Annotated in this window: 26 protein-coding genes; 9 read left to right on the forward strand and 17 right to left on the reverse strand. The window is 39.0% G+C overall.

Annotated features, from left to right (window positions below; translation table 11 throughout):
- Positions 1 to 255: 255 nt before the first annotated feature.
- Positions 256 to 1,008: a hypothetical protein gene (locus tag VF06_RS15155; RefSeq protein ID WP_099066490.1), complete on the forward strand. Its 753-nt coding sequence runs from the start codon at positions 256 to 258 to the stop codon at positions 1,006 to 1,008.
- On the opposite strand, the gene VF06_RS15160 is transcribed toward VF06_RS15155, so the two are convergent.
- The 9 genes from VF06_RS15160 to VF06_RS15200 form a co-directional block, all read right to left on the reverse strand.
- Positions 935 to 1,885 carry a sigma-70 family RNA polymerase sigma factor gene (locus VF06_RS15160; protein WP_099066491.1) on the reverse strand — a complete coding sequence of 317 codons (951 nt, stop codon included), beginning with the start codon at positions 1,883 to 1,885 and terminating at the stop codon, positions 935 to 937. The two genes, VF06_RS15155 and VF06_RS15160, sit on opposite strands and share 74 nt — an antisense overlap.
- A gap of 1 nt (position 1,886) precedes the next feature.
- Entirely contained in the window at positions 1,887 to 2,372 is a 486-nt protein-coding gene (locus VF06_RS15165) for a helix-turn-helix domain-containing protein (protein WP_099066492.1), read from the reverse strand.
- Between the two features lie 50 nt (positions 2,373 to 2,422).
- The gene (locus tag VF06_RS15170; protein ID WP_099066493.1) at positions 2,423 to 2,974 is read right to left on the reverse strand and encodes a hypothetical protein; all 552 of its coding nucleotides are present in this window, start codon (positions 2,972 to 2,974) and stop codon (positions 2,423 to 2,425) included.
- 244 nt (positions 2,975 to 3,218) lie between these two features.
- Positions 3,219 to 3,440, reverse strand: coding sequence for a hypothetical protein (locus VF06_RS15175; RefSeq protein WP_099066494.1), 222 nt, complete (start codon positions 3,438 to 3,440; stop codon positions 3,219 to 3,221).
- Between the two features lie 33 nt (positions 3,441 to 3,473).
- Positions 3,474 to 3,959 (reverse strand): hypothetical protein, encoded by a 486-nt coding sequence (locus tag VF06_RS15180; protein ID WP_099066495.1) that lies wholly within the window; start codon positions 3,957 to 3,959, stop codon positions 3,474 to 3,476.
- Positions 3,960 to 4,089: 130 nt separating this feature from the next.
- Positions 4,090 to 4,743, reverse strand: a complete 654-nt coding sequence (locus VF06_RS15185) for a hypothetical protein (protein ID WP_099066496.1) — start codon at positions 4,741 to 4,743, stop codon at positions 4,090 to 4,092.
- Positions 4,728 to 5,252: a 3'-5' exonuclease family protein gene (locus VF06_RS15190; protein WP_180267704.1), complete on the reverse strand. Its 525-nt coding sequence runs from the start codon at positions 5,250 to 5,252 to the stop codon at positions 4,728 to 4,730. Before VF06_RS15190 ends, VF06_RS15185 begins: the two co-directional genes overlap by 16 nt.
- Complete coding sequence (locus VF06_RS15195) at positions 5,249 to 5,917, reverse strand: hypothetical protein (protein ID WP_099066498.1); 669 nt, start codon at positions 5,915 to 5,917, stop codon at positions 5,249 to 5,251. The genes VF06_RS15190 and VF06_RS15195 overlap by 4 nt, the downstream gene beginning before the upstream one ends.
- Entirely contained in the window at positions 5,917 to 6,567 is a 651-nt protein-coding gene (locus tag VF06_RS15200) for a hypothetical protein (RefSeq protein WP_099066499.1), read from the reverse strand. The genes VF06_RS15195 and VF06_RS15200 overlap by 1 nt, the downstream gene beginning before the upstream one ends.
- 137 nt (positions 6,568 to 6,704) lie before the next feature.
- Between VF06_RS15200 and VF06_RS15205 the strand changes: the two genes are divergently transcribed.
- The 5 genes from VF06_RS15205 (at position 6,705) to VF06_RS15225 (ending at position 14,113) form a co-directional block, all read left to right on the forward strand.
- A complete protein-coding gene (locus VF06_RS15205) occupies positions 6,705 to 10,334 on the forward strand; it encodes an anti-CBASS protein Acb1 family protein (protein ID WP_099066500.1) in 3,630 nt (1,209 codons plus the stop codon).
- Positions 10,331 to 11,335, forward strand: coding sequence for a hypothetical protein (locus VF06_RS15210; protein ID WP_099066501.1), 1,005 nt, complete (start codon positions 10,331 to 10,333; stop codon positions 11,333 to 11,335). Before VF06_RS15205 ends, VF06_RS15210 begins: the two co-directional genes overlap by 4 nt.
- Positions 11,332 to 11,619: a hypothetical protein gene (locus tag VF06_RS15215; protein ID WP_099066502.1), complete on the forward strand. Its 288-nt coding sequence runs from the start codon at positions 11,332 to 11,334 to the stop codon at positions 11,617 to 11,619. Before VF06_RS15210 ends, VF06_RS15215 begins: the two co-directional genes overlap by 4 nt.
- A gap of 224 nt (positions 11,620 to 11,843) precedes the next feature.
- A complete protein-coding gene (locus tag VF06_RS15220) occupies positions 11,844 to 13,733 on the forward strand; it encodes a phage minor head protein (RefSeq protein WP_099066503.1) in 1,890 nt (629 codons plus the stop codon).
- Between the two features lie 35 nt (positions 13,734 to 13,768).
- Complete coding sequence (locus VF06_RS15225) at positions 13,769 to 14,113, forward strand: hypothetical protein (protein WP_099066504.1); 345 nt, start codon at positions 13,769 to 13,771, stop codon at positions 14,111 to 14,113.
- An 88-nt stretch (positions 14,114 to 14,201) separates the two neighbouring features.
- On the opposite strand, the gene VF06_RS15230 is transcribed toward VF06_RS15225, so the two are convergent.
- The 8 genes from VF06_RS15230 to VF06_RS15260 form a co-directional block, all read right to left on the reverse strand.
- Positions 14,202 to 14,885 carry a hypothetical protein gene (locus tag VF06_RS15230; protein WP_143861686.1) on the reverse strand — a complete coding sequence of 228 codons (684 nt, stop codon included), beginning with the start codon at positions 14,883 to 14,885 and terminating at the stop codon, positions 14,202 to 14,204.
- Positions 14,886 to 15,053: 168 nt separating this feature from the next.
- Positions 15,054 to 15,665 (reverse strand): hypothetical protein, encoded by a 612-nt coding sequence (locus VF06_RS15235; protein WP_099066506.1) that lies wholly within the window; start codon positions 15,663 to 15,665, stop codon positions 15,054 to 15,056.
- A 2-nt stretch (positions 15,666 to 15,667) separates the two neighbouring features.
- Positions 15,668 to 17,608, reverse strand: a complete 1,941-nt coding sequence (locus tag VF06_RS15240) for a hypothetical protein (RefSeq protein WP_099066507.1) — start codon at positions 17,606 to 17,608, stop codon at positions 15,668 to 15,670.
- A 17-nt stretch (positions 17,609 to 17,625) separates the two neighbouring features.
- A complete protein-coding gene (locus tag VF06_RS15245; protein WP_099066508.1) occupies positions 17,626 to 18,456 on the reverse strand; it encodes a hypothetical protein in 831 nt (276 codons plus the stop codon).
- A complete protein-coding gene (locus tag VF06_RS40800) occupies positions 18,456 to 18,626 on the reverse strand; it encodes a hypothetical protein (RefSeq protein WP_180267705.1) in 171 nt (56 codons plus the stop codon). Before VF06_RS40800 ends, VF06_RS15245 begins: the two co-directional genes overlap by 1 nt.
- 4 nt (positions 18,627 to 18,630) lie before the next feature.
- Positions 18,631 to 20,958 carry a hypothetical protein gene (locus VF06_RS15250; protein ID WP_099066509.1) on the reverse strand — a complete coding sequence of 776 codons (2,328 nt, stop codon included), beginning with the start codon at positions 20,956 to 20,958 and terminating at the stop codon, positions 18,631 to 18,633.
- Positions 20,959 to 20,974: 16 nt separating this feature from the next.
- Positions 20,975 to 21,790, reverse strand: coding sequence for a hypothetical protein (locus VF06_RS15255; RefSeq protein ID WP_099066510.1), 816 nt, complete (start codon positions 21,788 to 21,790; stop codon positions 20,975 to 20,977).
- A complete protein-coding gene (locus VF06_RS15260) occupies positions 21,790 to 22,170 on the reverse strand; it encodes a hypothetical protein (protein WP_099066511.1) in 381 nt (126 codons plus the stop codon). The genes VF06_RS15255 and VF06_RS15260 overlap by 1 nt, the downstream gene beginning before the upstream one ends.
- A 171-nt stretch (positions 22,171 to 22,341) precedes the next feature.
- On the opposite strand from VF06_RS15260, the gene VF06_RS15265 reads away from it, so the two are divergent.
- From VF06_RS15265 to VF06_RS42040, 3 genes are all read left to right on the forward strand, one after another.
- Entirely contained in the window at positions 22,342 to 22,629 is a 288-nt protein-coding gene (locus tag VF06_RS15265) for a hypothetical protein (protein ID WP_099073411.1), read from the forward strand.
- 82 nt (positions 22,630 to 22,711) lie between these two features.
- The gene (locus VF06_RS15270) at positions 22,712 to 23,227 is read left to right on the forward strand and encodes a hypothetical protein (RefSeq protein ID WP_143861687.1); all 516 of its coding nucleotides are present in this window, start codon (positions 22,712 to 22,714) and stop codon (positions 23,225 to 23,227) included.
- Positions 23,228 to 23,244: 17 nt separating this feature from the next.
- Positions 23,245 to 23,447, forward strand: a 203-nt coding sequence (locus tag VF06_RS42040) for a hypothetical protein (protein ID WP_218964536.1), incomplete at its 3' end; no start/stop codon positions are given.

Consider the following 23,447-nt stretch of genomic DNA (forward strand, 5'->3'; position numbering starts at 1 on the left):
AACTGCTATAATTCTTGTGGGGGATATTATCAAGAAAGGCAGAGGGCAGGAGGCAGAAGTCAGAAGGAATACTGCCTCCTGCCCACTGAGAGCGACCATTCGCGCAGCGTCTCGTAGAGAAGGGAGTAAAGGTTTAAGACCCCCACTGAAACAAAGTTCAGTGGACTCAATTAAGGAGGGGACTGAATCCCCCTTCTTAGTTGTCCCTTCTGCCCTCTGCCTTCTGCCTTCTGCCTTCTTCAATAGCTAGTACTTATGGGCAAAGTTTCTAAATTAAAAATTAGATTGGTATTTATATGTTTTAGAAATGCATATGAAAGCGGCCAATCTGTCAGCTATGAACAATTAGAATCAACAATCCCTGGAATTACATCTAATTATCGATACCTGCTAGAAAGAATTTTTGAAAAGCTTCAAAAAGAGCATCAATACTTCTTTGACCTTAAATCTTCTTCTGCTGGTAAATTTTTTGTTCCGTCCCTGCATGATTCCTATAAATTCGATTACGAAAAGTGTATAAAAAACCCATTAATTCTAATTGAAAACCTAGTACTTTTATTCAAGGAAGCTTACGAACAAAATAATTTTGTAACTAATAGAAAAATTAGAGCAGTATTACTCAACAAATCCAAAAATAAGAGAGGTCGGCATCGCTGCAATTACTTAGTTGAATCAGCTTTGAAAGACGTTGAAGAAAAATTTGGCTATAAATTTGATTTTATAATTAACCGAGGCTACTACCCATTACGGGACGACTTTGCTTTCCCTAGTAATATTACTAAAACCATTGAATTGAGTGTTGTTTTAAAAAAATCTTATGAAAGTAACAAATTTATTAGCCACACTGATTTGAACTCTGTTTTGCCTGATGCTGTGAATAAATATCAATTAAGGCAAGCTTTGTCCGACTTAAAAAAGAACTATGGATACGAATTTATCCGTGATTTAAAGGGATATTACCCAGCGATACCGTCTGTTTTTTGCACGCACTTCGCATCTTCTTCATAGCTTCTAATTCTATTTGCCTAATTCTTTCTCGACTTATGTGAATGGCATCAGAAATCTGCCTTAAAGTTAAGGGATTATCAGCATCCAATCCATATCTTAATGCAATGACCATCCTTTGTTTTTCTGATAAATTGTCGATTAAATTGGACACTTGTTCTTTGATGAACTCTTGTTCTACATATTCTTCTATTGACAGTTGATTGCCTTCTAAAAGCTCTCCCAATTCATTTTCTTGGCTATCCCCGCATCGGGTATTTAAAGATATGGTGTGCTGATTTTGTAAAATTTCTAGATATCTTTTGACTTTAGAAGCATCTATTTTCAAAAACTCAGCAACTTCTTTAATGTTTGGGCTTCGTCCTAAAGACTGGCTTAATACAGACCGCGCTTGCTTGAGTTTACTTAGTTTTTCATTTAGATTTATTGGCAGTCTAATTGTGCGCGCTTTTTCTGAAATAGCACGAGTAATTGCTTGTCTAATCCACCAGTAAGCATAGGTAGAAAACTTGTAACCTTTACTAGGATCGAATTTTTCCACAGCTCTGCACAAGCCTAGTCCACCTTCTTGTATCAAATCCAAGAATTCCATGTTACGGTTCTGATATTTTTTTGCAACTAATACTACTAATCTTAAATTGGCATTTATCATCTGGTTTTTTGCCTTTTCTCCCGTACAGATAATAGCTCGTACCTCATCGCTTGATAAATAGGTATCCCGCTCTAATTTGCACATCTGCTGGGCTTTTTCTTTGATATCCAGCATTTGCTGGACTTGTTTGCCCAGCATAATTTCTTGTTGGGGGGAAAGTAATGGATACTTTCCAATCTCTTTAAGATATGTGTTGATTGAATCGCCGCTAGGTGCTTTTTTAGCCATATTACTCGTTTGAATTAAAAATCATGTCTACAAATTCATTTAAATCTTTAGGGCGAATCCTCCATCCCTTACCTATTTTTTTACCTTGCAATTTTCCAGATTTCAAATTCGATAAAATAAAATTTTTAGAGAACCCAGAAATTTGCGCTGCTTGCTTCACTCCAATTGTTAGTTGACTGCCGATGTGCATCAACTCAAAGTACCTAGAAATTACTTCAACATGGGCTACACCTTCATGAAAATATTCAGATATGGCTTCAATATATTCAGGTGCGACACTGTGCGACAACTCGATGTCGCTCCCTGTCTTAACAATTGCTGGGTGATGGATAGGTTGGGCTTTTTCTTCCTTGTATCTTCTCAACTCTTCCTCTGAAAAATCCCGCTTACCATCAATTTTAGTAACCGCGATTTCGTTCCTTCTTACAGCTCGTTCAATAGTCTTGATTGAAACACCTAAGTATTGAGAAGCATAAAAGATATTCATACTGCGACACTATGCGACACCTTAATTGTCGCATAGTGTCGCAGTTCCAATCAAGACTCACTATGCTGTCGTAGTAACCTTCTAGCTAAAGCTTCTTGTTGTGGCGTCAAAGGTTCTTCTTGATAATCGTCTTCGTAGTCGTCCGCATCTATCGTGGCTGCCGACTTTAACTCTTCACCTGCTGAAACAACTTCAGCATCGATTTGATTAACTTGAATTTGACCTACTATAAGTTTTACTTGTTCTGGAGTTAAACCTTTATCTAAATCTACTAAAGCTCTTTTTAGCTCTGCTATTTTGTCGCTGACTGACAACCTATCTTCTTTCGACCTAACCTTAGACCGCTCCAAAATAGCAATATTTAGAGCAATCATAAATCTACTAATTTCCAAACTATCCAGTGTCATTTTAAAATTGGAAGCACTTTGATAGCTAGCAATATCTGGTGTAATTGTAGGACAAGCAGTAACTAATGCATAAGCTATCCGCGCATCATCTTCTGGGTTGACCATGCCATTTTGCATGGATGCCGCTACTTTGCTTAATAAAGTATCGCTACTGTTTGCGATCGCAAACGCTTTTCCTCTAATTTTAAATTCCATGTTTTTCTACTTTTGAAGAAGGCAGCTATGCTGGAGGCAGAGGGCAGAAGGGACAATTAAGAAAGGGATTCAGATCCCTCCTTAATCGGGGTCACATCCAGTTGGTTTCAGTGGGGATTTTAAACCCTTACTTCTTCTGGTCGTGGCAGAAAAACAGTATTCCTTCTGCTCTCTGCCTTTCTCGATAAATAAAAGTTGCCAAATGTCTAGTTTTTGGCAACTACTAATCTCTATTAGATTTCAATTATGCTAAAGCAGTTACGTCGGGAAGTGCCGCAGCAGCTACATCTATTAGCTGATTAATTTTTTCTAAATTAGTGCTTTCAAGTCCTAGTATCTGTGCTGCTTCTTCTTTTGCGGCGTCCCTTTCTTCTTCAGCAACATTTTTAGCCTGTATTAATTTCTGGACTAATTCGGCTAATTTACCAATGGCTTCACCGGAAATTTGTTCTGTTGATGCTGTCATATTAACTCCTGTAGTTTCAATTATTAATTATGCTCATTTAATCAAATGTTGCCCATTAATATCAACAAAAATTGACATATTTGCTGTTGCTTCACAGGTAATATCTACAATCCAATTGTTTGGAGGTTTTAACGCTTGTCTTTTAACACAAGTAATATCTGAAGTCGTCATCAAATCATAAATCAATCGACTATCAAAAAATTGTTTTAAAGCTGGTATGCCGTGGTGTAAATCTAGTGCTGCCGACAATGAAAGTGCTTCAGATGTAATACGATTGCTAGCACCCAATGTCATCAATATTTCCATCTGCAATTCTAAAAATTGAAACCCCCCCCGGACTGCCCTGCCAGAGGCTCTGTCTCTATTTTCTGCCAGCGACCGGAATGTAATAACTCCAAAGCGATCGCCCTCAGCAATACCTTCGTATCTGTAGGTGGGTGCGAGTTGGAAGTAGTTTACAAAGTAATCATTGAGTTCGGTGAAAAAAACTGAACATAGTTCAGAGTAAGGACTAGGCATAAAGGTAAGGCAGAAGCTAAGAAGGCAGAAAGCAGAAGGTTGTTTATTCGTTTGTGACGATAACTTTCGACATTGAGAGCAATTACATTAATTCCTTCTGCCTTCTGCCTTCTGCCCTCTGCCTTCCCCCTCAAAATCCCTCTGGTGGTATAACACCAATCGCACTAAGTCGCTCCAATATATACAACTTTTTCTCTAAGAAAATCTCGTCATCTACCACCTCAGTTTTTTTATCCCACCCTGTAAATTCTTCTCGCTCATCTGGGTCTTTCATTCTTTCTGAAGCCTGTTTACAAAGCAGGGCACATTCTTCTAGTGAGTGGGTTTGCCAAAGTTTAGGAGCGTGGCGCTTGAATATTAGATACAAATCGGTTTTAACATCTAATATGTAGTCACCGGTGGTTGGTGGGGGTGCGCCAATGAAAGTTGATTGCATGGGTTTTTCTTCTAAGGAATATCCCATCAACTGCTCTAAATAGGACAACCCAGGCCTGAAATTTTCGCCTTCTCCTACTGGGGCACTACAAACCAATAGCAAATGTCGAGATTCATCAGTTAGGCGATCGCAGTCTAATTTTAGTAGTTCGGTGATTTTATGGTAATGCTTACCAAAATTAGCGTACAAAACAGCAGACACTTCATCGACAGGCCAAACTGGTATTCCAGATAATTCCTGCTGCAATTCTAAATGATAAGCACGAATTTGCAGATGTAGTTGTCCTGGGATATCACTTTTAAACAGTAGAGTGAAGTCTCCATCAATAAAGTCTAGGCGTTTCCACATTGCTTAGAAACTAACCACGCCCAACGCATCTTAACCGTTCTCGCCCCTAATAGCCCGTTGTGATGTCCTGGCGTTTCTAGGGAGGGTGGTAATTGATTTGCAGGAATTCCAAGATGAGTTTCGCTAAATTGAATAATATCATTGCAATACATAGGGAATCCACTAGGTAAATCATCCATCATCGTCCCGAATATTTGACAAAAAGCTACCCAGTCGTAACTACACCATTCACCCCAGAATTCCGGCTTGTTATTGTCTGAATTAAATGCGACGAAATCTTTGATAATAGATGCCATATCTTGTTTTCTTAGCCATCTTTCTCCTGGCTTATCTGGCTTAGGAGGTAGATTGACCAAGACATTCTCCTTTACCCAATCGCTGGCTTTACTGTAATCGCAATCCCAATTAAGCAAATAAGTTTCTTTGCCGTTCAAAGTTGTAATGCCAATATCAATTAAATCTATTGTTGTGCCATTCTCGATGAATTCACAATCCAAAAAATAAATCAATCTAATACCTCCACCCTCTTTTCGACAATATTTATTTTTATGGTTGTTAATTTGTTTTTTGCAGAGACACCTTTGTTTTGCTCTAAATTCCCTTTTATTTCTAAATATTCAACGTTTCCGGTTTCTGATAAACAGACTAAATGGGCAATTATTTGCTCCAAATCATTTTGCATCACTATCACCTGCCTGGGGTAAATAACAGGTGTACGCACCTTAACTATTTTGTCTTTGACATTTTTAGAAATATAAATTCTCCCTTCAGAATTAATAGCAATTTGGTCATCATCGAACACTTCATCTGGATGGCTAACAACTTCTAAACCTATTCCTTCACCTGATTTTTGATTTGAATCTACCAAGTAGTAAGCAATGGCACTACTAAGTTCTGATTCAATTAAATGGAAGTTAGTTTTTCCAGAAGTATTTTTTAACCTGCTATTTTGAGATTTTGGATGGGCTTGCAGTAATTCTATGGTTTGGATGTTGTGTTGAACTTCGTAATCGAGTCCCAATGCGATCGCATTTAGTTCGCTAGACTGATTTTCAGTCTTAAAAGTCATCTGCAACTTATCAACAGATATTTTTACTAAATGCGGTATGGCTAAAGCTTGAATCACTTCTTGTTTGGCTTCTAGCCATGCTCGGTAAATTTTTTTGATTCCCACTAGCTAGAAGGTCTTGCAATTCCTTGGGCAAGTTGTATGGCGTCGAGCGTAGCGTAACCAACACCAGTTAATGGCCCAAAGGATTGTTTTTGTACTGGTGATAGCGCAGCATCGTACCATTTACCAGAAGTGCTAATTTTTGGAAATCCAGATTCATTAGCACTAAAGTCAATTTCTGCTTCTGCAATTTTCCTGTGTAACGCGGTTCCTGAATTTGCTGTAGTTGTCGCTATTACTACATTACCGACGGTTGTAGAGTCGGTGTTACTAAGTGTAAATGCCTGTCCGGGTATCAAAGACTTAACTGTAATTACCCCTCCCACATTTGTAGCTTGGACATTGGGATTGGTGTTAATTAAAGTCGCCAAAAAAGTTGCAATGGAAGCAGCTGTTTCGCTGGCGACTTGTTTGTGTCTATAAGTTAGGGCGCTACTGCCTACAGTGACCTTAACAGCGTATTCGTCGCCAGTACTGCCAGAGGTAATAGTAACAGTGGAAACTTGTGGTACGTTGTCGGGATTTAAAGTTAAATACCACTCGATTTTGACTTTGTTGTTCTCGGCAGAGCTAATTCTATATTCTGCTTCTAATTCAGTGGGAGTAGTAGAGGTATTTCTAGGGCGTTCGTAGTCAATAACTCCAATTGGCATGGCGCTTGTAGTAAATGAAACTGCTTTTTATTTTCATTTATTAGCGAGTTAAAAATAAAAACTTTGCTATTTCAGCAAAATTTTGCTGAAATAGCAAAGTTGTTGAATTGAGATTGGAGATTTTGCATTATCGATGAATGAATGCAAATCCTTTTTCAATTGAAGACGAAGACGTTCGGCTAGATGCGGCTTTAATCAACCTCATTACTCAAATGGGGACAAGCGGCGATCGCTCCGAACACACCACAGTTGGTAGAAGTCACAAAATTCCCAAACAAGATTTAGAAGAACTATACAAAGTCCCAATTTGTCGGAGAGTGGTTAGGGCACGGGCAGATAGCGCCGTACTAAAAGGATGGCATTTAACTTTAGGAGGTGAAAAATCAGACCAAAAAATAATCCCCAAATTTACCAAATATCACGACAAGCTAAAAGTCAAAGAAAGCTTTCATGAAGCCCAGATTCAAGCTAATATTTACGGGGGCGCAGTTATTGTAATTGTGGCCAATGACGGTAAGAATGCCTCAGAACCACTAGATATAACAAAAATCAAAAGCATTACTGCTTTAGAAGTCCTTGACCGCTACAAAATTCAGCCAGAAATAGATATCGGCATCAACCCATCCAATCCGGAGTTCTATCGGCTAATACTGCCAGAATTTTTGCAACGCAAATTTAGTCAATTGTTTCCGAACCAAGGAGCAAATTTTAAAATTCACGCATCTCGAATTATTCGATTTGATGGTATTTCTTACACCCCCGATATGCTTGGGTGCAACGAAGGGTGGGGAGGCAGTATTTTAGAATCTCTTTGGGAAGATTATCGAGATTGGAAAACCGCCCTAAAAGCTCTTGGGGCAATGCTGCACGACTGTTCCGTGTTTGTGTACAAGCTCAAAGGCTTGGCACAAATGGTGAAAACCCAGGACGAAGGGCTTTTGAAATCACGTCTGCGGTTGATGCGGATGATGATTTCAGTTTTTGGTGGGTTTGCTGCTGACGCCGAGGGGGAAAATGTGGAATTTCCCAGTCGGACATTTGCAGGCGTTGACCAAGTAGCTAATCAATTGAGAGATGCCTTTATTGGCTCTACAGGCATTCCCCACGACCGCTTATTTGGTGAATCTCCTAGTGGATTGGGGGCGACCGGAGAAAGTGAAGAGAAAAACTGGGCTACTGATGTAGCTTCATTCCAGCAGACTGAGTGGAAACCCAAATTAAAAGATTTTGGGCGATTAATTTTTTTGGCGAAAGACGGCCCTACAGGAGGTAAAGAACCGGAAGACTGGGACTATGAATTTCCATCTTTGCTACAACAATCTGAATCTGAAATTGTTAGCACCCGGTCTAGCCAAGCTTCCATTGATAATACTTATCTTGCAACTGGTGTATTGCTACCTGAAGAAGTCCGGGCTTCTCGTTTTGGTGGCTCAAAATACTCAATTGAAACTGTTTTAGATACAAAACTTTTCTCTAAGAAACAACAAGAGGCGCAACAACAACAATTTGGTGGATTTGATGGGTTTGGTGAAGAGGAGTTACCACCCGAAGAAGCACCTCCTGAAGAAGAAACAACGAATCAAGATTCCCTTGAAAGGTATGACGCTTTATATTCCCAATTGCCCAAGGATGAACAAGGACGAGTTAAATATTTGGGTAAATGGTGGAAGCCCAATAAGCCGGTAGCAAGTAGTCGTCAGGGTAAAAAGCGGATGGTGCTAGCTAAAAAAGGCGATCGCGTCAAGTTAATCCATTATGGTGCAGAAGGTTACCAACATAATTACTCCCCAGAAGCCAAAAAAAATTACCTCACCCGCTCTGCTGGCATCAAGGATAAAGAAGGGAATTTAACTAAAGACGATCCATTTAGCCCAAACTACTGGGCCAGGAAGGACTTGTGGAATAAAAGACTTCCTGCTGATGGGAGAACCTTGTATCAAGGCAGAGGACAGAAGGCAGAAGGCAGAAGGGAAGAAACTAATGGAAATGGTAAGCCATGCGGCGATGGGTTTATTCCTGGCAATAAAGAGTGCCACAAAGACTCTGATTCATTACCTTCTGCCTTCTGCCCTCTGCCTTCTGCCTTCAAAAAAGACGCCGACCCACCAAAGAAAATCGTCAACTGGAACGGTTTATCAATCGGCGTCACTCACCAAGTTGGAGATACTCGATTCCCCCTTGCTCGTCCAATGGTTGCAGACTACGGGCACTTACGCCGTAGCTATGGCAGCGCACCAGACGGCAAAGCATTGGATTTCTATTTGGGCGAAAACCTAGAGTCACCCAACGTTTTTAAAATCAGACAACTCGACCCCCAAACTGGGATGCCCGATGAAGATAAATATTTCATCGGATTTGAAGATGCCGCATCAGCTAGAGATTGCTTTACTTACCACGCGGGACGCGATCGCTTCGGGGGAATAGAGCCAATTGACCAAAATCAACTGCAAGTTTACAGAAAAGATAATTGTGCAATTTCTGAACCCAAGTTAAATAATGGCGTCAGAATTTTTGATAACAAGTTACTTATTGATAATCCACCAGATAATCATCAAATTTTGGGTATAGTTACCTCCACTTTCCCCGAACAAGTATTAGGTTTGGGCAACTGGAAATACAAAGCCGATGGTACTGTTGATGGGGAATTTTACACACCTATTGGTGTTTATGGGTTTGGAATTAAAAATAATTATTGTGGGTATTCTTGGAAGCGGGAATTGAGTAATGAGGGCAGAAGGCAGAAGGCAGAAGGCAGAAGGGAAGAAAGTTACCCTACTTCGTCCTTCGTTTTAGATTCTGACCCCATAAGACCCGGTTACACCTGGGTTAACGATAAGACTGTAAAAGGTGGTGGCTACTTCCGCAAGGGTGAAGCTAAAGAAGAACCTGAGTCAGCATCCAAGAAGAAAAATACGAATATACTAAAAAATCTCAATAAAACTATTGAAGAAATTAGCAATATAGAGGAGATGCCAGAAGGTAAAGAAGGCTCTGCTTTTAGAAAGAAATATAATGATTTGCTTTTAGGTGCTATTTATGATTTGGATGATGCCCATATTGAAGATGTCAGAAAGCTCAAATCTATTATAGATGAACCAGTTACTTTAAAGGACTACTCTGGATTTTTTGCTAGCAAAATAGTTCAAGAAGAATTTGATATAAAATTTGGCAGATTATTTCAAGTAGAAAACGACAGAAAAAAGAGGCTATTAAGCAGCAATTATTCTAGTAGGCTTTTAAAATCTATCTATATTAAAGGTGCTACTGAAGAAGACAATAATAGTTTATCTGAGTGGGAACAAACTTTAAAGACAGATAAAACTTTTTCAAATTTTGTCGATGGTAGTAGCTTAATGACCAAAGAAAGCGATTCTTTTAAATATGCAAATGCTGTAATTAACGTTTCTCAAAAAAATCCTGGTGCTTTTAGAGGAATTAGAGATAATCAAGGCAAACTTCAAGCGGCTGCAATAGTCTATCCAGAAATAATTAAAGGATATTTATTTGTTAATTATTTAGCTTCAGCACCACACAATATGATAGAAAATCATCCTGACAAAGCTGCTGGTGCTGGCGTTGAGATGATTTCACAATTGATTCAAGAATCTAAGGAATTAGGATTTGAAGGCAAATTGGTATTAGGTGGACAAAGCGGTACTGGGTATGAGTTTTATAAAAAATGTGGTTTTGAAGGTAATATTTTACCTCCAGAAAAAGCTGAGCAGTTCTTACGAAGATTAGAAGAATCAAAAAAAGATTTAAAATGAGTTTTTTACAAGAGTTACTTTTAACTGAAGATAAATACGGTTTTAGCGTAGGTCAAGATAACCGTCACGACTCAGACCCAGTACGCCCTGGTTATACCTGGGTTAACGATCGCACTGTAAAAGGTGGTGGCTACTTCCGCAAAGGTGAAGCTAAAAAAGACCCCCCGAAAGTTTTTCAACGCAAATCTCAACACTCCCCCGAACCTGAAGGCCCAGGAATTTCTATTTCTGAAGATTTACTTGAAGTAGATTCTGAACAGGAAGGCAGAGTTAGAGGCGCTTTAATCAGTCTGATGGACGAAAACATTACTCGTGCCATCGACTCTATCAAACAAGTGCATTCTTTATCGGGACTTCCGGAATTTGACATCGATTTATACAGAAATCCTCAACGCCCGCAAGAAAGTGGTGGCATGAGGATTGCAGGAAGAGGATTAAACCCAGACGGCAGCGCCAAAATTGCGTTCCAAGATATGAGGTTGAATCTCGCAACACCAGAACGTTTACTTCAAAATCGCGTCCCTATTGCTGATGTGAAGACCTTTCTTAAACTAACTGTAATTCATGAAATGGGACATACAGTTGATTTGACTCTTCTGGGGACAAGAAAAGACCGTTTCGCCTCAGCAGCGATTGATACTACTGATAATAATTTACCTAACTCTGCCGATCCAGAATTGGCTAATCTGATGACCACTCTAAACAACTCCCAAGGGGCAGAAAAAATTAGGCGAGGGACTGCTAACGACCCAAATCTTAGAGAATATGGCGACTATTTACTTTCCAATAACGAGTTGTTTGCGAGGGCTTATACTCAATACGTCGCTACTAAATCAGGCGATCGCACACTCCAAGACAATATTCAAAATTTTGGCATTTCTGCCAACCGCCCAGCAAGAGATACACCATTAGGTCACGGTCACTGGGATGAAGAGGAATTTAATTCTACAATACTCCCAGAATTTGATAGAATCTTTGCAAATAAAGGGCTATTAAAATGATTGACCAAAATACTTATAATTTACTGCTATCAGAATATAGCGTATCAATACAAACCCTAGAAACACTATCATTAGATAAAAATTCAACTCTACAATCTCCTGGATTTAGCATTTTAGACTGTGTTGCCAAGCAAATACCATACAATGATATTTTAGGATTAATTCAATATGTATACGGCACAAATCTTTATAATGCCAATGAAATGTACCAAGTCGTTGTAGATAAGCGCAAACCAATTGAAATTGTTTTTGAAAATGAGGTAAAAAAAAAGTCGATAGCGTAGAAGAGAAGGCAGAGGGCAGAAGGCAGGAGGCAGAAGAGGAAGAAGATGTTGTAGATTTAATTGTTAAGAAGTACGCTAAGAAACTACCACTTGATTATATAATTCGCACTGTTTCTAAAAGCCTGGGTCAATTCTCATCTTTAGAAGATTTACGCGATCGCACTGCTGAAATCTACCTGAAAATCAGCCCTAAACTATTCACCCAAACAATTGAAAAATGCCGAATGCTGTCTCATTTAGCAGGTATGGCAGATGTTGAAGATGAGTTTTTAGAAGACAGGGGTGATAGTGCTACCCAACAAAGAACTGATGCTAAAGTTTTCGCATGGCTTAGTCAACCCTTCAAAGAAGCGATCGCATATTTCCGCAAAAAAGTCATCATTCCCACCCAACGCTGGGACGAGTTCACCGCCCAAAACCACGATTTTGCTTTCACTGTTGCTGGATTAACCAAAGCAGACTTACTTGAAGATGTGCGCTGGCTAGTTGATAAAGCCATCTCTGAGGGTAACGACTACGAAACCTTTAAAAGTCAATTTCGCCGTCTAATTGGGCGTAAAGGTTGGCATCCAAACGACAAACGAATCTATACAATTCTGGATACTAATTCTCGTCGTGCTTATGCTGCTGGTCGCTACGAGCAAGCCACCAATCCTGATATGCTGCAACGTCGCCCTTATTGGGTGTGGAAGCACCGCGATTCTGTTGTTCCTCGCCCAAATCACTTAGCACTGGATAATAAGGCGATCGCGGCAAACCATCCATTTTGGAAAGTCGCGCTTCCTAGTTGCTTTCCTCCTGAAACTATGGTTGCTACTCCAACGGGATGGAGGAGAATTGACAGTTTTTCTACTGGAGATTTAGTAATTGGGGGGAGCGGTAATATCCAACCTGTCGATGCCGTCTACAAAAGATGGTATAGCGATAAGCTCATTAGGGTGGTTACAGAAACATCCGGCGAACTTCTTTCGACCCCAAATCACCGTATTTTGACCCTTCGGGGATGGATTAGAGCAGAGAATTTGCAAATCGGTGATGTACTTGTTCAAATTGGTGAAACATCCGCGCTTAATAACACTATTAGTAATGTAAACCAAGTGAATTTGGCATTCGGTAATGACTTGATGACGAATCCAGTCCAAGGGGTATCTGCTAGCGTTAATGCACTCAATACCCAGACGCAACGATGGAATGTAGATATCAACCCATCTAGCAAATTTGTCTTTGGAATAAACAACACAAAAATTGTGACTTGTAGAAAATCCCAAACTATGGAGGTGGTCGATAACGATAGACTCGTATTTTGTGGGAGAAGTTCTAGGGTACATAAGACAATTAGGATTTTGAATCATTGTCTTATGACTATTAGTAATAGCTTTCTCTCTAACATCTTTTCTAAGAAAAGAGCTATTAACTTTGAGTTTTTCACACATCTTTCTAATAGATTCAGAGTTTTGTTTGTTGATACCTATCCTTGGGTGATTGCCATTCTTTTGTTTTTGAACAAGCTCTTTCATTTTGGCTCTAGAAATTTTTCTGCGTTCGGGGTTTCTAACAAACTGAATCCTAACTTTCTCGCTTGTATCTCTAGCGGGGACACTGTAATAAACCAACATCCTCATTACAGTTCTTTCGTTGACCCCCCAAAAACTAGCAAGTTCTCTAATCGTGAAATTTTGGTCGATATACCTGCTGCGGAGGGCTTCACTAATGGTTATCCCCTCGATTTGTTCAATTCTCTCGATGATTTTTCTTCTTGGGCCTTGCAAAACGCGATTCTTCATAAGGTTATCGACTTAGGGTGCTGCTGCTATTCTGGCTATGTATATAATCTTAGCGTTGTAAGGGACGAGAGCTATTGCTTGCCTCAATCTGTTGTACATAACTGTGCCTGGGGATGCAGATGTACCTTCTTCTCTGCCAACGAGCGCCTGCTCGAACGCATCGGCGCACAAATTCTCAATAACCCCCCAGACCCTAAAACCATCGCCGAAGCAGGGTTTCAACGTGCCCCAGGACTTGACCCCGAATCTGACAGACAAGATGTTCTGGAGCAGGGATTATCAAGATTTTCACCAGACATTGCAGAGCAAGTACGCCGAACGAAAGAATAAGCATTTCAGCTTGCATCTGGGGACTTACTCCCCAGATGCAAGCCTCAAACACTGATTCTTGCGTTGAATTAAATCAAGATTCCATGACATCTTATACCCTCGTTCCTTGCGACCACATTTTTGAAATCCCTACCCATGTAGCCAAATGTCCCTACTGTGAAGCTAAGTTGTATGCTAATGCGTTCGCTTGGGTGGAGGAAGATGACGGATGGGTAGCAGAGCAGCTAGAAATTAGCTGTGATACAGAGCCAGATATTCAATCTGATGAATGGGATTTGTGGATGCACAATCATTCCGATATGCCCTATGTATATCAACTTCCAATTAATACAAAAATTGAAGATTACATCAACAATAATTTTCGATTTGATTGTCTATAATGTGCTATTATTATAATAGCGATTAATCCAGTTATTCTTGACTAAAACAGTGGTTTTTACTAAATCGTCTTTCCTACAAAGACGATTTTTATTTTTTACATAAAAAACTTACTGCATCAATAGCCAGACCCCACTTAGCCCATTTCACTCTCTTCCTCCACTTATTTAACAAATCTTGAGGGAAAGGACTAAATCTGCTCAATGCATCTTTTAAATGATTAGCGTGACCAAATTCGTCTCTTGTCATTTGAGACGCGAGCGCACTCAAATCGCCATCTTTTAATAAAGCTAATTCTAAATATAAACTTGCTATTTCTTCTTCTAAGACACACATAAAAGCTATCCTATCTTCCCAAGAATAATCAAATGCTGCGCGATTATAGAATAGCAGTCTAGAAGATACAAACCTGTAAGACATCCCATCAAAATTTTCTAAAACTCCTGTCAATCGTTCTCCAGGATAAGTATAAGAGTCCCAAGTTACAACCTTCGGTTTATTGAAAGGAGTGATAAATTTCTTAACTAGATTCTCTTGCCCTCGGAGGATTGTAACCCACCTGCCAGTGCCAGTTCGAGTTATGCGATCGCTTCCATCTGCAAGACTTGAGAGCATTTTACCGTGTTTGTTTTCTTCCTTGGCTTGTTTCTCTAAGAAGGCGGCTAAATATTGCCGATCTTCTGCGAGAGCTTGCTGTTGTAATTTTTCAATAAAAACAGCATTTCCATATTCGATTTTTGCTAAAAATCGAATAAACCTTTGTTTATTAAGCAAGCCTAATTTAACAATTAATTTATTAAAAATTGACGACATTCTTTATGTTTCGTAGTGGTGAAAAAATTATATATAGAATCATTATTAAACTAAGTATCATGACTTTATATATAAATCCAAAAATCATTAAACCCCAGCTTTGTTGTTTTTCTTTCTTTTGTTTCTTCATTAACTGTATCCCACTAAAGTAATTACATTCCCATTAATTGTAAAACAAGTACCATCCAAATAATTACTTTTAGATGGGTTTTTAGCGTATACAGAAATCCATCTAAAAGTTGAGGTGATGTTAATAGTAATTTCACCTCCTGCTTGAGATATTGTGGCAGCAGGCGTAGATTCTTGCCCAGTGCGTGAAGTATTTGGTTCTTGCGACCATCTATAAACTGCGATTGCACTACTTCCAGCTTGAATATTAATATCAAATCCAACTTGGATAATTAATTTTAAGCTAGTCTGTGGAGCTAGAAATTCAAAAGCTTTACCACCAACCTCGCAACTAGAAGTACAAATAATGTTGCCTCCGAAAGCTGCTCCTCCACCGACTCCACCACCGCTAAACTGAAACCATCTACCTACATTGTCAGACGAAGCTACTATTTTTGGCGGATTTTCGGCGTCTGACGCCGATCGCTTATATCGATACCAAGCAGAAGATCCCGTACCATCGTCGTTTACAGTCAAAAACATTTTATCTACCCTTTTTGGGGTAGATTCATCGTTCAAAGCTTTTAAGGCACTAATATTATCTACAGATAAAGCGGTATGAATAAACGACATATCTAAGCCTGTAAAACGTTACCATTACTATCGACCAAAACGCTGCCATTGCTATCTGTCAAGATATTGTCGAAATTTAAAGCGCTGACATCTGGCAATGGCAAACTAAAAGTTAAGTAAGCGTTACCTCCAATTCCGGTGTTAGTGACACTAGCAGGTGACCCAGGTTCTAAAATTGTTACTTCTGGATTAACTTCAATATTTGGTGGCTCTAGTCCATGCTCTCGTTCGTATACACAAGGGGGCGAAGCGTGGGAGATGCTAGTTACTGTATTGATATTGAGATATGCAATACAAAATTGATAATTACCAGTGCTAAATACGCTGCTACCACTAACAGTGCTGCCTACAAAACCCTCAATATTAAACAACCCGACATTACTAGGAACCGTTGGCAAATTAGAAGCAGTAGAACTAACCAAAGACCCGACTAAAATTTCTTCCCCATCTTCCCCAACAATAGGTATATCAAAGACTTGGATAGTCCCACCTCCAACTGGACGCACATATACTCTTACCTTCGTGGCATTTAGCTGTGCTACCATTCCTGCAATGACATCTGGATAATCATCCCGAATTGTTGTTGGATGCATCAAAACTATCCGCAACAACAGCGCATTTGTTAGAGCGCTGGCAGTAGACCAATCGCTAATTTGCCCTACTCCATCAACTGTACTTACCAAAGCTCTGAGCGCTGCCGTTTCTTCCGGGACGCTATTGGCAACAAAGCAAGTACCGTTGTTGGTAATAATTACCTTTTGGTCAGAGGCATTCGCTTCCAATCCCGGAACTAATTGCTTTCCTAGTTTGCGGAATTTATAAAAAGCAATCGACCCACTCCCCACACCAGCGACTAAATCCAATCCCGACCCATTGGGTAAAATTCGTCTGCGCTCATCTGTAGCAACAATGTAATTGCCTAATAAATCCGCCACTGGGTCATACTCTGAAAAATTTGGAGCAAGGCGCGGGTAAATTTTTACAATTGCTCCTTGGGCTATGCTATTACCCACATCCGCGTCGTCAAAGGCCATTTGCACTTGCAGAACATATCCGTAGTTGGGAAGTAAAGGCTTGGGCAGTGCAAGATTTGTTACTTTGTCGCCTTGATATGTGAATGTCCCACTACTCACTACCATATCTGTAGTATCAAGTGCCCCAGTAGTTGTGTTGACGTACCCCAAAAACGCCAACTGCAACAATCCTTTGAAATCATCTGCCCCTACATCTTCGTCATCTGTTGCCACACTCAAGCGAATTCTTTTTCCTTGAGGGATTTCAAAGTTTGTATCGTTGACAATCCAAAACCTCACTGGTTCTGATAAATCTCCACTGGAGTCGTAATCAGGGAAAATAATCGCTGAAGTATCGGTGATTTTTGATAGCTCGATATCGCACCCACCCTCTGTTAAGGTGCTGGCAATGTATGGATTGAAATTTTGTGGCAAACAAGCAACCCAATTAGCATCCCTGGTCTTCCACTCAACAATTTGATTTGTAGAATTTATAAGCCTCCGCATACCATTAATTCTGTAGCTATTAGGCAGTGCTGTTGGATTTGCAACAACTGTCCTTAGCTCAAAATGAGTGTCCCTGAATAATGTAATCGTTGCAGGTAAATTGGTGGGCGTTCCATCTATCTCATATCCCAAGTAGGTAGCGACTACGCATCCGTTTTCTGGGACGGTATCATTCGACATTACTATTCCAATTTCATGGATATCACTAGCGGTTTTTCTAATTGCACTAGGAAGAGTAATTTCTACACCTTGGTTAGACGCGATGGTAACATCCGTTCTTAGAGAAAATAATGTTATTCCGGCCCGGTTACGGCAATATATCCAAATGCTTTTATTTCCAGCACTAGCTTCTGTTGTAGACCCTGAAACAACATTGACTGTAGGTGGTGGTGGAGTGATAGTAGAGGCGTATTGCGATCGCATTATTTAAAATAAGGTGTTTAAAGTAATTCCAATGTTCCTGCAAAACTACCATTCAAAGATACTAAATCTTGTAAATTAGTGACATATCCAGTACTGCACATTATCGTTAGCAACGTTATAGGTTGTCCATTTTCACTAGGAATAGTAAAAATGAGTTCGTTCGTTTCTTCAGAGTTTATCCTTGTATATCCTTCTGGCGGTTCGAGGGAATTAATAAATTCTGGGAAATCTCCACTACCAGCAATTGCAGCCACCCATCCAAAATCACCTCCCGAATAACTGCCAGTAAACTCAAATTTTATTTGAGGATTAGTAAACCCAGACCCCGTAATTTGAGCGCGAATATAAAAACCATCTGACGAACCTGTAGCATTGTATTGCGTACTAGCTGAAAACGAGCGCTTGCCTTTACTCCTAATAATAGAATTACTAGAACTGCCTCCAAGATAAATATCGTTATAACTGCTAGTAGGGACTGCAATCTCAGGATCTGTAATAAAACTAACTACTTTAGAAGGGTCTGAAAATGAAGCACTGTGAGAAAATTCCCAGAAAATACTATAAGATTCCTTGTTGGATAATGCTTTTTTCTTCGATCTTCTATTAATTACAGTTAGTTCATTTAAAACCTGTGTTTTTGTAATTGAAAAAGCATAATGTTGTCCTTCAGCTTTAAACACCCGGCACTCACCACTACCAGTTATATTAGCTGCGATCGCCACAACTGAAGTTCCATTACTGCGTCTGACATTCACCGTGCCGTCGTTGTTGACGCTACCACAACTACCAGTAAAAATTACTTGACTAGATTCGATTAGATCTAATATATCTTGAGAGAGTTTATTCATTACCGAGAAATTGCAGTAGTTTGTCCAACAACATTATTGCTATACATTTGTAATTCAAAGGTTTGTCCGTTAATTGTACCCACTAACTTGTTGCCTTGTACTTTGAGCTTTGGTTGCTGAGATTTGATAATCGTGATTAGTTGTTGCGCTAATTGCTGTTCTGTTTTCATAAAATCAATATTTCCTTCTATTTGGCGAGTTAATCAACACCTTACCTAATTTAGTTGTTGTTCCACCACTGACAATCATTTTTGGGTCAGTGCTATTATCATCACCTTCAGTAGGAGCATCTTTTTTATCAACTTCTATGGTTCTTGCCCTGACCAATCCCAATGATAATGAGATTGGATCTGATTGACAAATAGGTACAAGTCCAAATTTTGTAGCCACACCTTTGAAGCTCAATTTAAAAGATGCACTAATTATCCTCCAATCACCAAGATTCTGAAATCTGTCTAATTCTGTAACCACGCGATCGCCATCACACATATTTGGATAGAAAGAAAACACCGAACGTTGACAAGTATCTTTTTGCATACCCTCAATCTTGAGTTCTGTAAGTGCTGCTTTTAATGCTTCACCGTAAGTCGTTGCTAGCGGGTAACTTCTACTTCCTCCCTTGGAAATTAAGCTAGAGTCATCAGAAGTCATGAAGTAGCGTTGTTTTTTAGGTTGAATCACGCGCGTACTTTGGGTTCCATCCCGTTTTTCCCAATCAGATTTACGGGTTGTCGCTTCTGGTAGCCTTCCTGATAAATCTTTAAAAACTACTTTCTCAGTCAAATCAGAAAAACCAGAATTTTGAGTAGAATATTCGCTGATTTTCTCTTTATATTTATTAATATCAATAATTGTGCGCTCGGTTATATAAAACGACTCCTCACCAGTGGTTAGAGGTGCTAACGGGGCGTCAGGAGTTGACTCAGGGTGTGGAGTATAAGCAAATGAAGATACTTTTCTGCTTTCCACCAATATTGACATCGGTTCTACAAAATTCGGGTCTGGGTAAAGAATCCCTACCTTTCCATTACTCGATATTTCTTGTCTGAAAGAATCAATCTTTTCTTTTATTCTTGGCTCTAGTTCTGTATAAAATTTCCATTCAACACTAAATGGTAAATTTTGTTCTGTATCTTCATACAAACTACGACTGTTAATTAATGAATATGCTGTTGAAGACTCTGAAGGAATTTGTTTAAATTTAGCCAATTCGTATCTAGGGTCATCTGAATATAGCGTCACTAAGTCTTGGTCTGATTCTTGAATAAACCTAAATCTCCTCCATCCTGTGGCATTGATTTCAGTTAAATATTTAGCATTACTGTTAAATGTACCACTCGTTCCTGAATAGCTAACAAAGTTCTCATAATCTGGATGAACAACCAAATAAACAAAACCAGATAAATCTGTGTTTGCATATCTAGGGTCTGGATCTTTGGCTTTGATATTTAAAGTTAATCCATCTATTCTTTCGTATTTATGTTCAGTTTTTTGGTATTCAATTAATCTCCAGTAATCCTCTGGTTTACTACTAAAAGGCAGTCCATTTTCTAAACAAATATCTTCCGCTAAATATTCAAATGCCCAAATCCAAATTTCTTCTTTACTTGTATTTCCATTAACTAAAGTTGTCTTACGTTTTGTTTTCTTCTGTCCTTGTAAATCATGACAGTCTGTCATATTTTTGAGAACTAAACTTCCTTCTGGGGGTTTTTCTAAATCCTCGTCTACTTCTTCTAAAGTTTGAATAACTGGTTCTTTTAAGCTAAAAGTACTTTCAGGTGTTGCATCGATGTTTTTGTTCTCGCCACTTCCCCAGGTTAATTCTGTATCTCGATACCCAATAAAATCTGTTAAAGTATTTTTGCCATCTGTAATAACTTCTTGGTTGCCCAACTGCCAACTTTTACCACCAGAACTCAATGATTTTAACTCTACGCCTTCTGTGAAGGACACGTAACACCCATTGATTCTGGCATAATCTTTAACCACTGCATCAATGGTAACTGCATAGTCTTTATCAGCATTACTGGGAATGGCTACATCAAATCTTTCTCCAGAATAAGGCACTCCTACAAAGGCGCAGATAGTCCCTATTCCCACACTTACGCTACCTAAAGGTACTAGTTTAAAAACTTTAATATCTTGAGTAACTAAATCCTGCCATCGAGATTTTAATCCCACCGATATCGTGTAAGTATTAATCAAGTTGCTTTTCCAAACAACTCCTTTGCGGTCATATCCGTAACTTTCAACTTCAAAATCTATGCCGTAAATCTTTAAATAAATCTTTCTAGTAGTATTGTTAATTCTATGGTTGTATGTTAATTCAAATTGTTGTAAATCTTGATCTGAAACATTGGTGTATTCTAGACTACCACTAGGGAAGCCTTCAAAATTCAAGTTCCAACCAACACCACCAGAATACATGGGAATAGGTAGTAGTGGAGGATTTTTGACAATATCACTTTTTACATAATTAGTTCGCGCGATCGCGGGCATACTTTTAAATTTTTAGTTATCTATTGAAGTTAATAGACCCAGAAATTTCGGTAACTTTGTTGATTGATGACTCTTTGAAGTACGGCAAACTGTTTTGAGTCAAAAATAGATTGGCAATGCGTTGCGATTTATTCCAAGTAAATTCCCACACTTTAGGCGATGCGGACACCTTTGCAGGACTGAAATTATGCCCTGCCCATTCAATGCGGTCTAAATATTCAACATTAGGAAGATAAAAGCTGACAACAGCACTCAAATACTCAAATTCTCCAATCTCTAATTCCCCAGTTATTGATAGCTTTTGTCCCACCTCCAAAGATACTTGCTCGTTGGTATGAATAGTCAGAATCTTACCTGTTTGACTAAAACTGCCAATCCCGTCACCAGAAGTAAAAATTAATCCCTCGCTTGCAATGCTAGTGGCTATAAAACCTTCTGCCAATTCGACTATGTAGTTTGCAGGTGTAGGAACTTCAATTTCAGCTACTAAAAATGCTGGAATTTCTAGATTTTTTTGATATAAATAAATATTATTTTCATATTGCCAGAAAGTATCAGGAATAGCTGAAGCCGCATCAACAGTTTTTTGCCATAAAGAAATTTGTTTTGCTATTGAAACTGAGGTTGTTTTCCAGTATTTACCAATCGCAAAAGGTATTTCTAATACAACATTTTCTAATTCCCATCCTGGATTTGTCCACCAATTCGCATAGCAATTTATCCGTAGTATAGGCGCTATTTGTCGATAATTATTTATCCAAACAATAAATGTAGGAGCTAATTTATTATTTACTGTATTTTGGGTAAGATTGGGACTAACTAACCTAAACATTAAGAATAGACTTGGCTTTCAAATAGCAAATCAATGCTGTCAAATATGTTGTTTCCGTTTACGGTAATAGGAGCAGATGGCGTTACTTTGGTTAGCAATGCTGATGGTATTATGTACCCTAAAATATTGATATCTTGTGTTGTAGCGCTACCATTAATAAGTCCAGATATATTGTTTTCTCGCTCATTTTCTAAGATAACTAAATCTGTATCTGTTGCACCTACAACTTTTAGAGTCACGGTTCTTTTGACAATTGGAATTTTGTTAACGTTACCGCCTCTGTTGATGTTAATGTCTAAGCTCTCACCGTCCCCGAAAGAAATTGCATCTTGCTTAAAGCCAAATCCACGGTACTGGAAAAAAACTACATCTAAAGCCATAGTCTGTGCGGTTAATTAACTATGCTCTAAATTAACCCTTTTTCGCTAGTTATTAATGGATTTGCTGTTTCGGCAAAAAAGAGCCGATACCTAAATCTAAGTCTGTGGTATTTGCTCATGTTTGTACAAAAAAATACAAGTACAATACTAGATACTTTATAATTTATGAATATGGAAATCAACAATCAAACTACTACTAATACTGAGCGTAAATATAATGGTGTAACTTTATTTTTTGGGAAATACAAAATTCACTTAGACCCATTTGAGTTATTGTTGTTTGGGCTTGTGCTTCTGCCTACTGGAATTTGTATTCAAGATGCTTGGAATGGAAAATTGACTTTTAAAGAATCAATAACACGAATTTCCATGATTGCATTTTATAGTGCTGTGGTTAGGCTTTCTCCTACCGAGCAGATTTCTTTTTGGCTATCGAATCATTATATAGGTAAGAAGTGATGTGGAATGGCTGCACAAATTAAAGCATTGGATTTTAAATTTTATTTACCCTAAAAAAAAATATTATAAAGTCCCCAAACTAATGAGACGGTGGGATGGCGCTCACTGTGCCGTTTTGCGAATTCAACGCAATACTAAAGGTGGCATGAGTACTTATCGAATAACTTCTAGATATGGAGGATGTGATTATCTAATTACACTTGATGATTTATCAGAACTAAAAGCAGAATTACTTGGAGAATTCAATGGTATAACTATTAAAATTCTTGGAGATAGTTCGCCACTCACGCACCGATTTTCGGTGTGGCGTATTTTTATTAATGGTAGTTCTTCTGCTATCGGTATATGGGATGTAGATTTACAGGGAATCACCTCTAATTTGAATCTGCGACACCTTGCGCCAGTTCGGGCTGTCGCAGGTGTCGCACTTAAACCACTCTCATTGATTCATAGTAAAAAAAACTCTGAATTGAGTTGGCATAATCAAATGGAAAGAATTGATTGGATTGCTTTACTAGAGAGGCGAATTAGGGGAGAATTAAACAATCCATCTCACAACATTAAAGCTACTATTGTTTACCAACAAGATAATGTTTAAATGTGGAACAAGCTCAAGTGCAAAGAATAATCCGCCACATTCCTGTAATTATCGGGAAAGGCAGAGGGCAGGAGGCAGAAGGCTTTTATCAAGAAAGGCAGAGGGCAGAAGGCAGGAGGCAGAAGGAATACTGTTTTCTGCACTCTGCCACGACCGGAGGGAGTAAGGGTTTAAGACCCCCACCACAATCTCTGATTTGGTGGGGGTCTGAATCCCCTTC

The sequence above is a fragment of the Nostoc linckia z4 genome (assembly GCF_002608075.1).
Lineage (GTDB): Bacteria > Cyanobacteriota > Cyanobacteriia > Cyanobacteriales > Nostocaceae > Nostoc > Nostoc linckia.

Excerpts from the sequence above, each read along its gene's own strand:
- VF06_RS15155 (WP_099066490.1), top strand. The coding sequence starts at position 256 with ATGGGCAAAGTTTCTAAATTAAAAATTAGATTGGTATTTATATGTTTT.
- VF06_RS15160 (WP_099066491.1), bottom strand. The coding sequence starts at position 1,885 with ATGGCTAAAAAAGCACCTAGCGGCGATTCAATCAACACATATCTTAAA.
- VF06_RS15165 (WP_099066492.1), bottom strand. The coding sequence starts at position 2,372 with ATGAATATCTTTTATGCTTCTCAATACTTAGGTGTTTCAATCAAGACT.
- VF06_RS15170 (WP_099066493.1), bottom strand. The coding sequence starts at position 2,974 with ATGGAATTTAAAATTAGAGGAAAAGCGTTTGCGATCGCAAACAGTAGC.
- VF06_RS15175 (WP_099066494.1), bottom strand. The coding sequence starts at position 3,440 with ATGACAGCATCAACAGAACAAATTTCCGGTGAAGCCATTGGTAAATTA.
- VF06_RS15180 (WP_099066495.1), bottom strand. The coding sequence starts at position 3,959 with ATGCCTAGTCCTTACTCTGAACTATGTTCAGTTTTTTTCACCGAACTC.
- VF06_RS15185 (WP_099066496.1), bottom strand. The coding sequence starts at position 4,743 with ATGTGGAAACGCCTAGACTTTATTGATGGAGACTTCACTCTACTGTTT.
- VF06_RS15200 (WP_099066499.1), bottom strand. The coding sequence starts at position 6,567 with ATGCCAATTGGAGTTATTGACTACGAACGCCCTAGAAATACCTCTACT.
- VF06_RS15205 (WP_099066500.1), top strand. The coding sequence starts at position 6,705 with ATGAATGCAAATCCTTTTTCAATTGAAGACGAAGACGTTCGGCTAGAT.
- VF06_RS15210 (WP_099066501.1), top strand. The coding sequence starts at position 10,331 with ATGAGTTTTTTACAAGAGTTACTTTTAACTGAAGATAAATACGGTTTT.
- VF06_RS15215 (WP_099066502.1), top strand. The coding sequence starts at position 11,332 with ATGATTGACCAAAATACTTATAATTTACTGCTATCAGAATATAGCGTA.
- VF06_RS15220 (WP_099066503.1), top strand. The coding sequence starts at position 11,844 with ATGCTGTCTCATTTAGCAGGTATGGCAGATGTTGAAGATGAGTTTTTA.
- VF06_RS15225 (WP_099066504.1), top strand. The coding sequence starts at position 13,769 with ATGCAAGCCTCAAACACTGATTCTTGCGTTGAATTAAATCAAGATTCC.
- VF06_RS15235 (WP_099066506.1), bottom strand. The coding sequence starts at position 15,665 with ATGTCGTTTATTCATACCGCTTTATCTGTAGATAATATTAGTGCCTTA.
- VF06_RS15240 (WP_099066507.1), bottom strand. The coding sequence starts at position 17,608 with ATGCGATCGCAATACGCCTCTACTATCACTCCACCACCACCTACAGTC.
- VF06_RS15245 (WP_099066508.1), bottom strand. The coding sequence starts at position 18,456 with ATGAATAAACTCTCTCAAGATATATTAGATCTAATCGAATCTAGTCAA.
- VF06_RS40800 (WP_180267705.1), bottom strand. The coding sequence starts at position 18,626 with ATGAAAACAGAACAGCAATTAGCGCAACAACTAATCACGATTATCAAA.
- VF06_RS15250 (WP_099066509.1), bottom strand. The coding sequence starts at position 20,958 with ATGCCCGCGATCGCGCGAACTAATTATGTAAAAAGTGATATTGTCAAA.
- VF06_RS15255 (WP_099066510.1), bottom strand. The coding sequence starts at position 21,790 with ATGTTTAGGTTAGTTAGTCCCAATCTTACCCAAAATACAGTAAATAAT.
- VF06_RS15260 (WP_099066511.1), bottom strand. The coding sequence starts at position 22,170 with ATGGCTTTAGATGTAGTTTTTTTCCAGTACCGTGGATTTGGCTTTAAG.
- VF06_RS15265 (WP_099073411.1), top strand. The coding sequence starts at position 22,342 with ATGGAAATCAACAATCAAACTACTACTAATACTGAGCGTAAATATAAT.
- VF06_RS15270 (WP_143861687.1), top strand. The coding sequence starts at position 22,712 with ATGAGACGGTGGGATGGCGCTCACTGTGCCGTTTTGCGAATTCAACGC.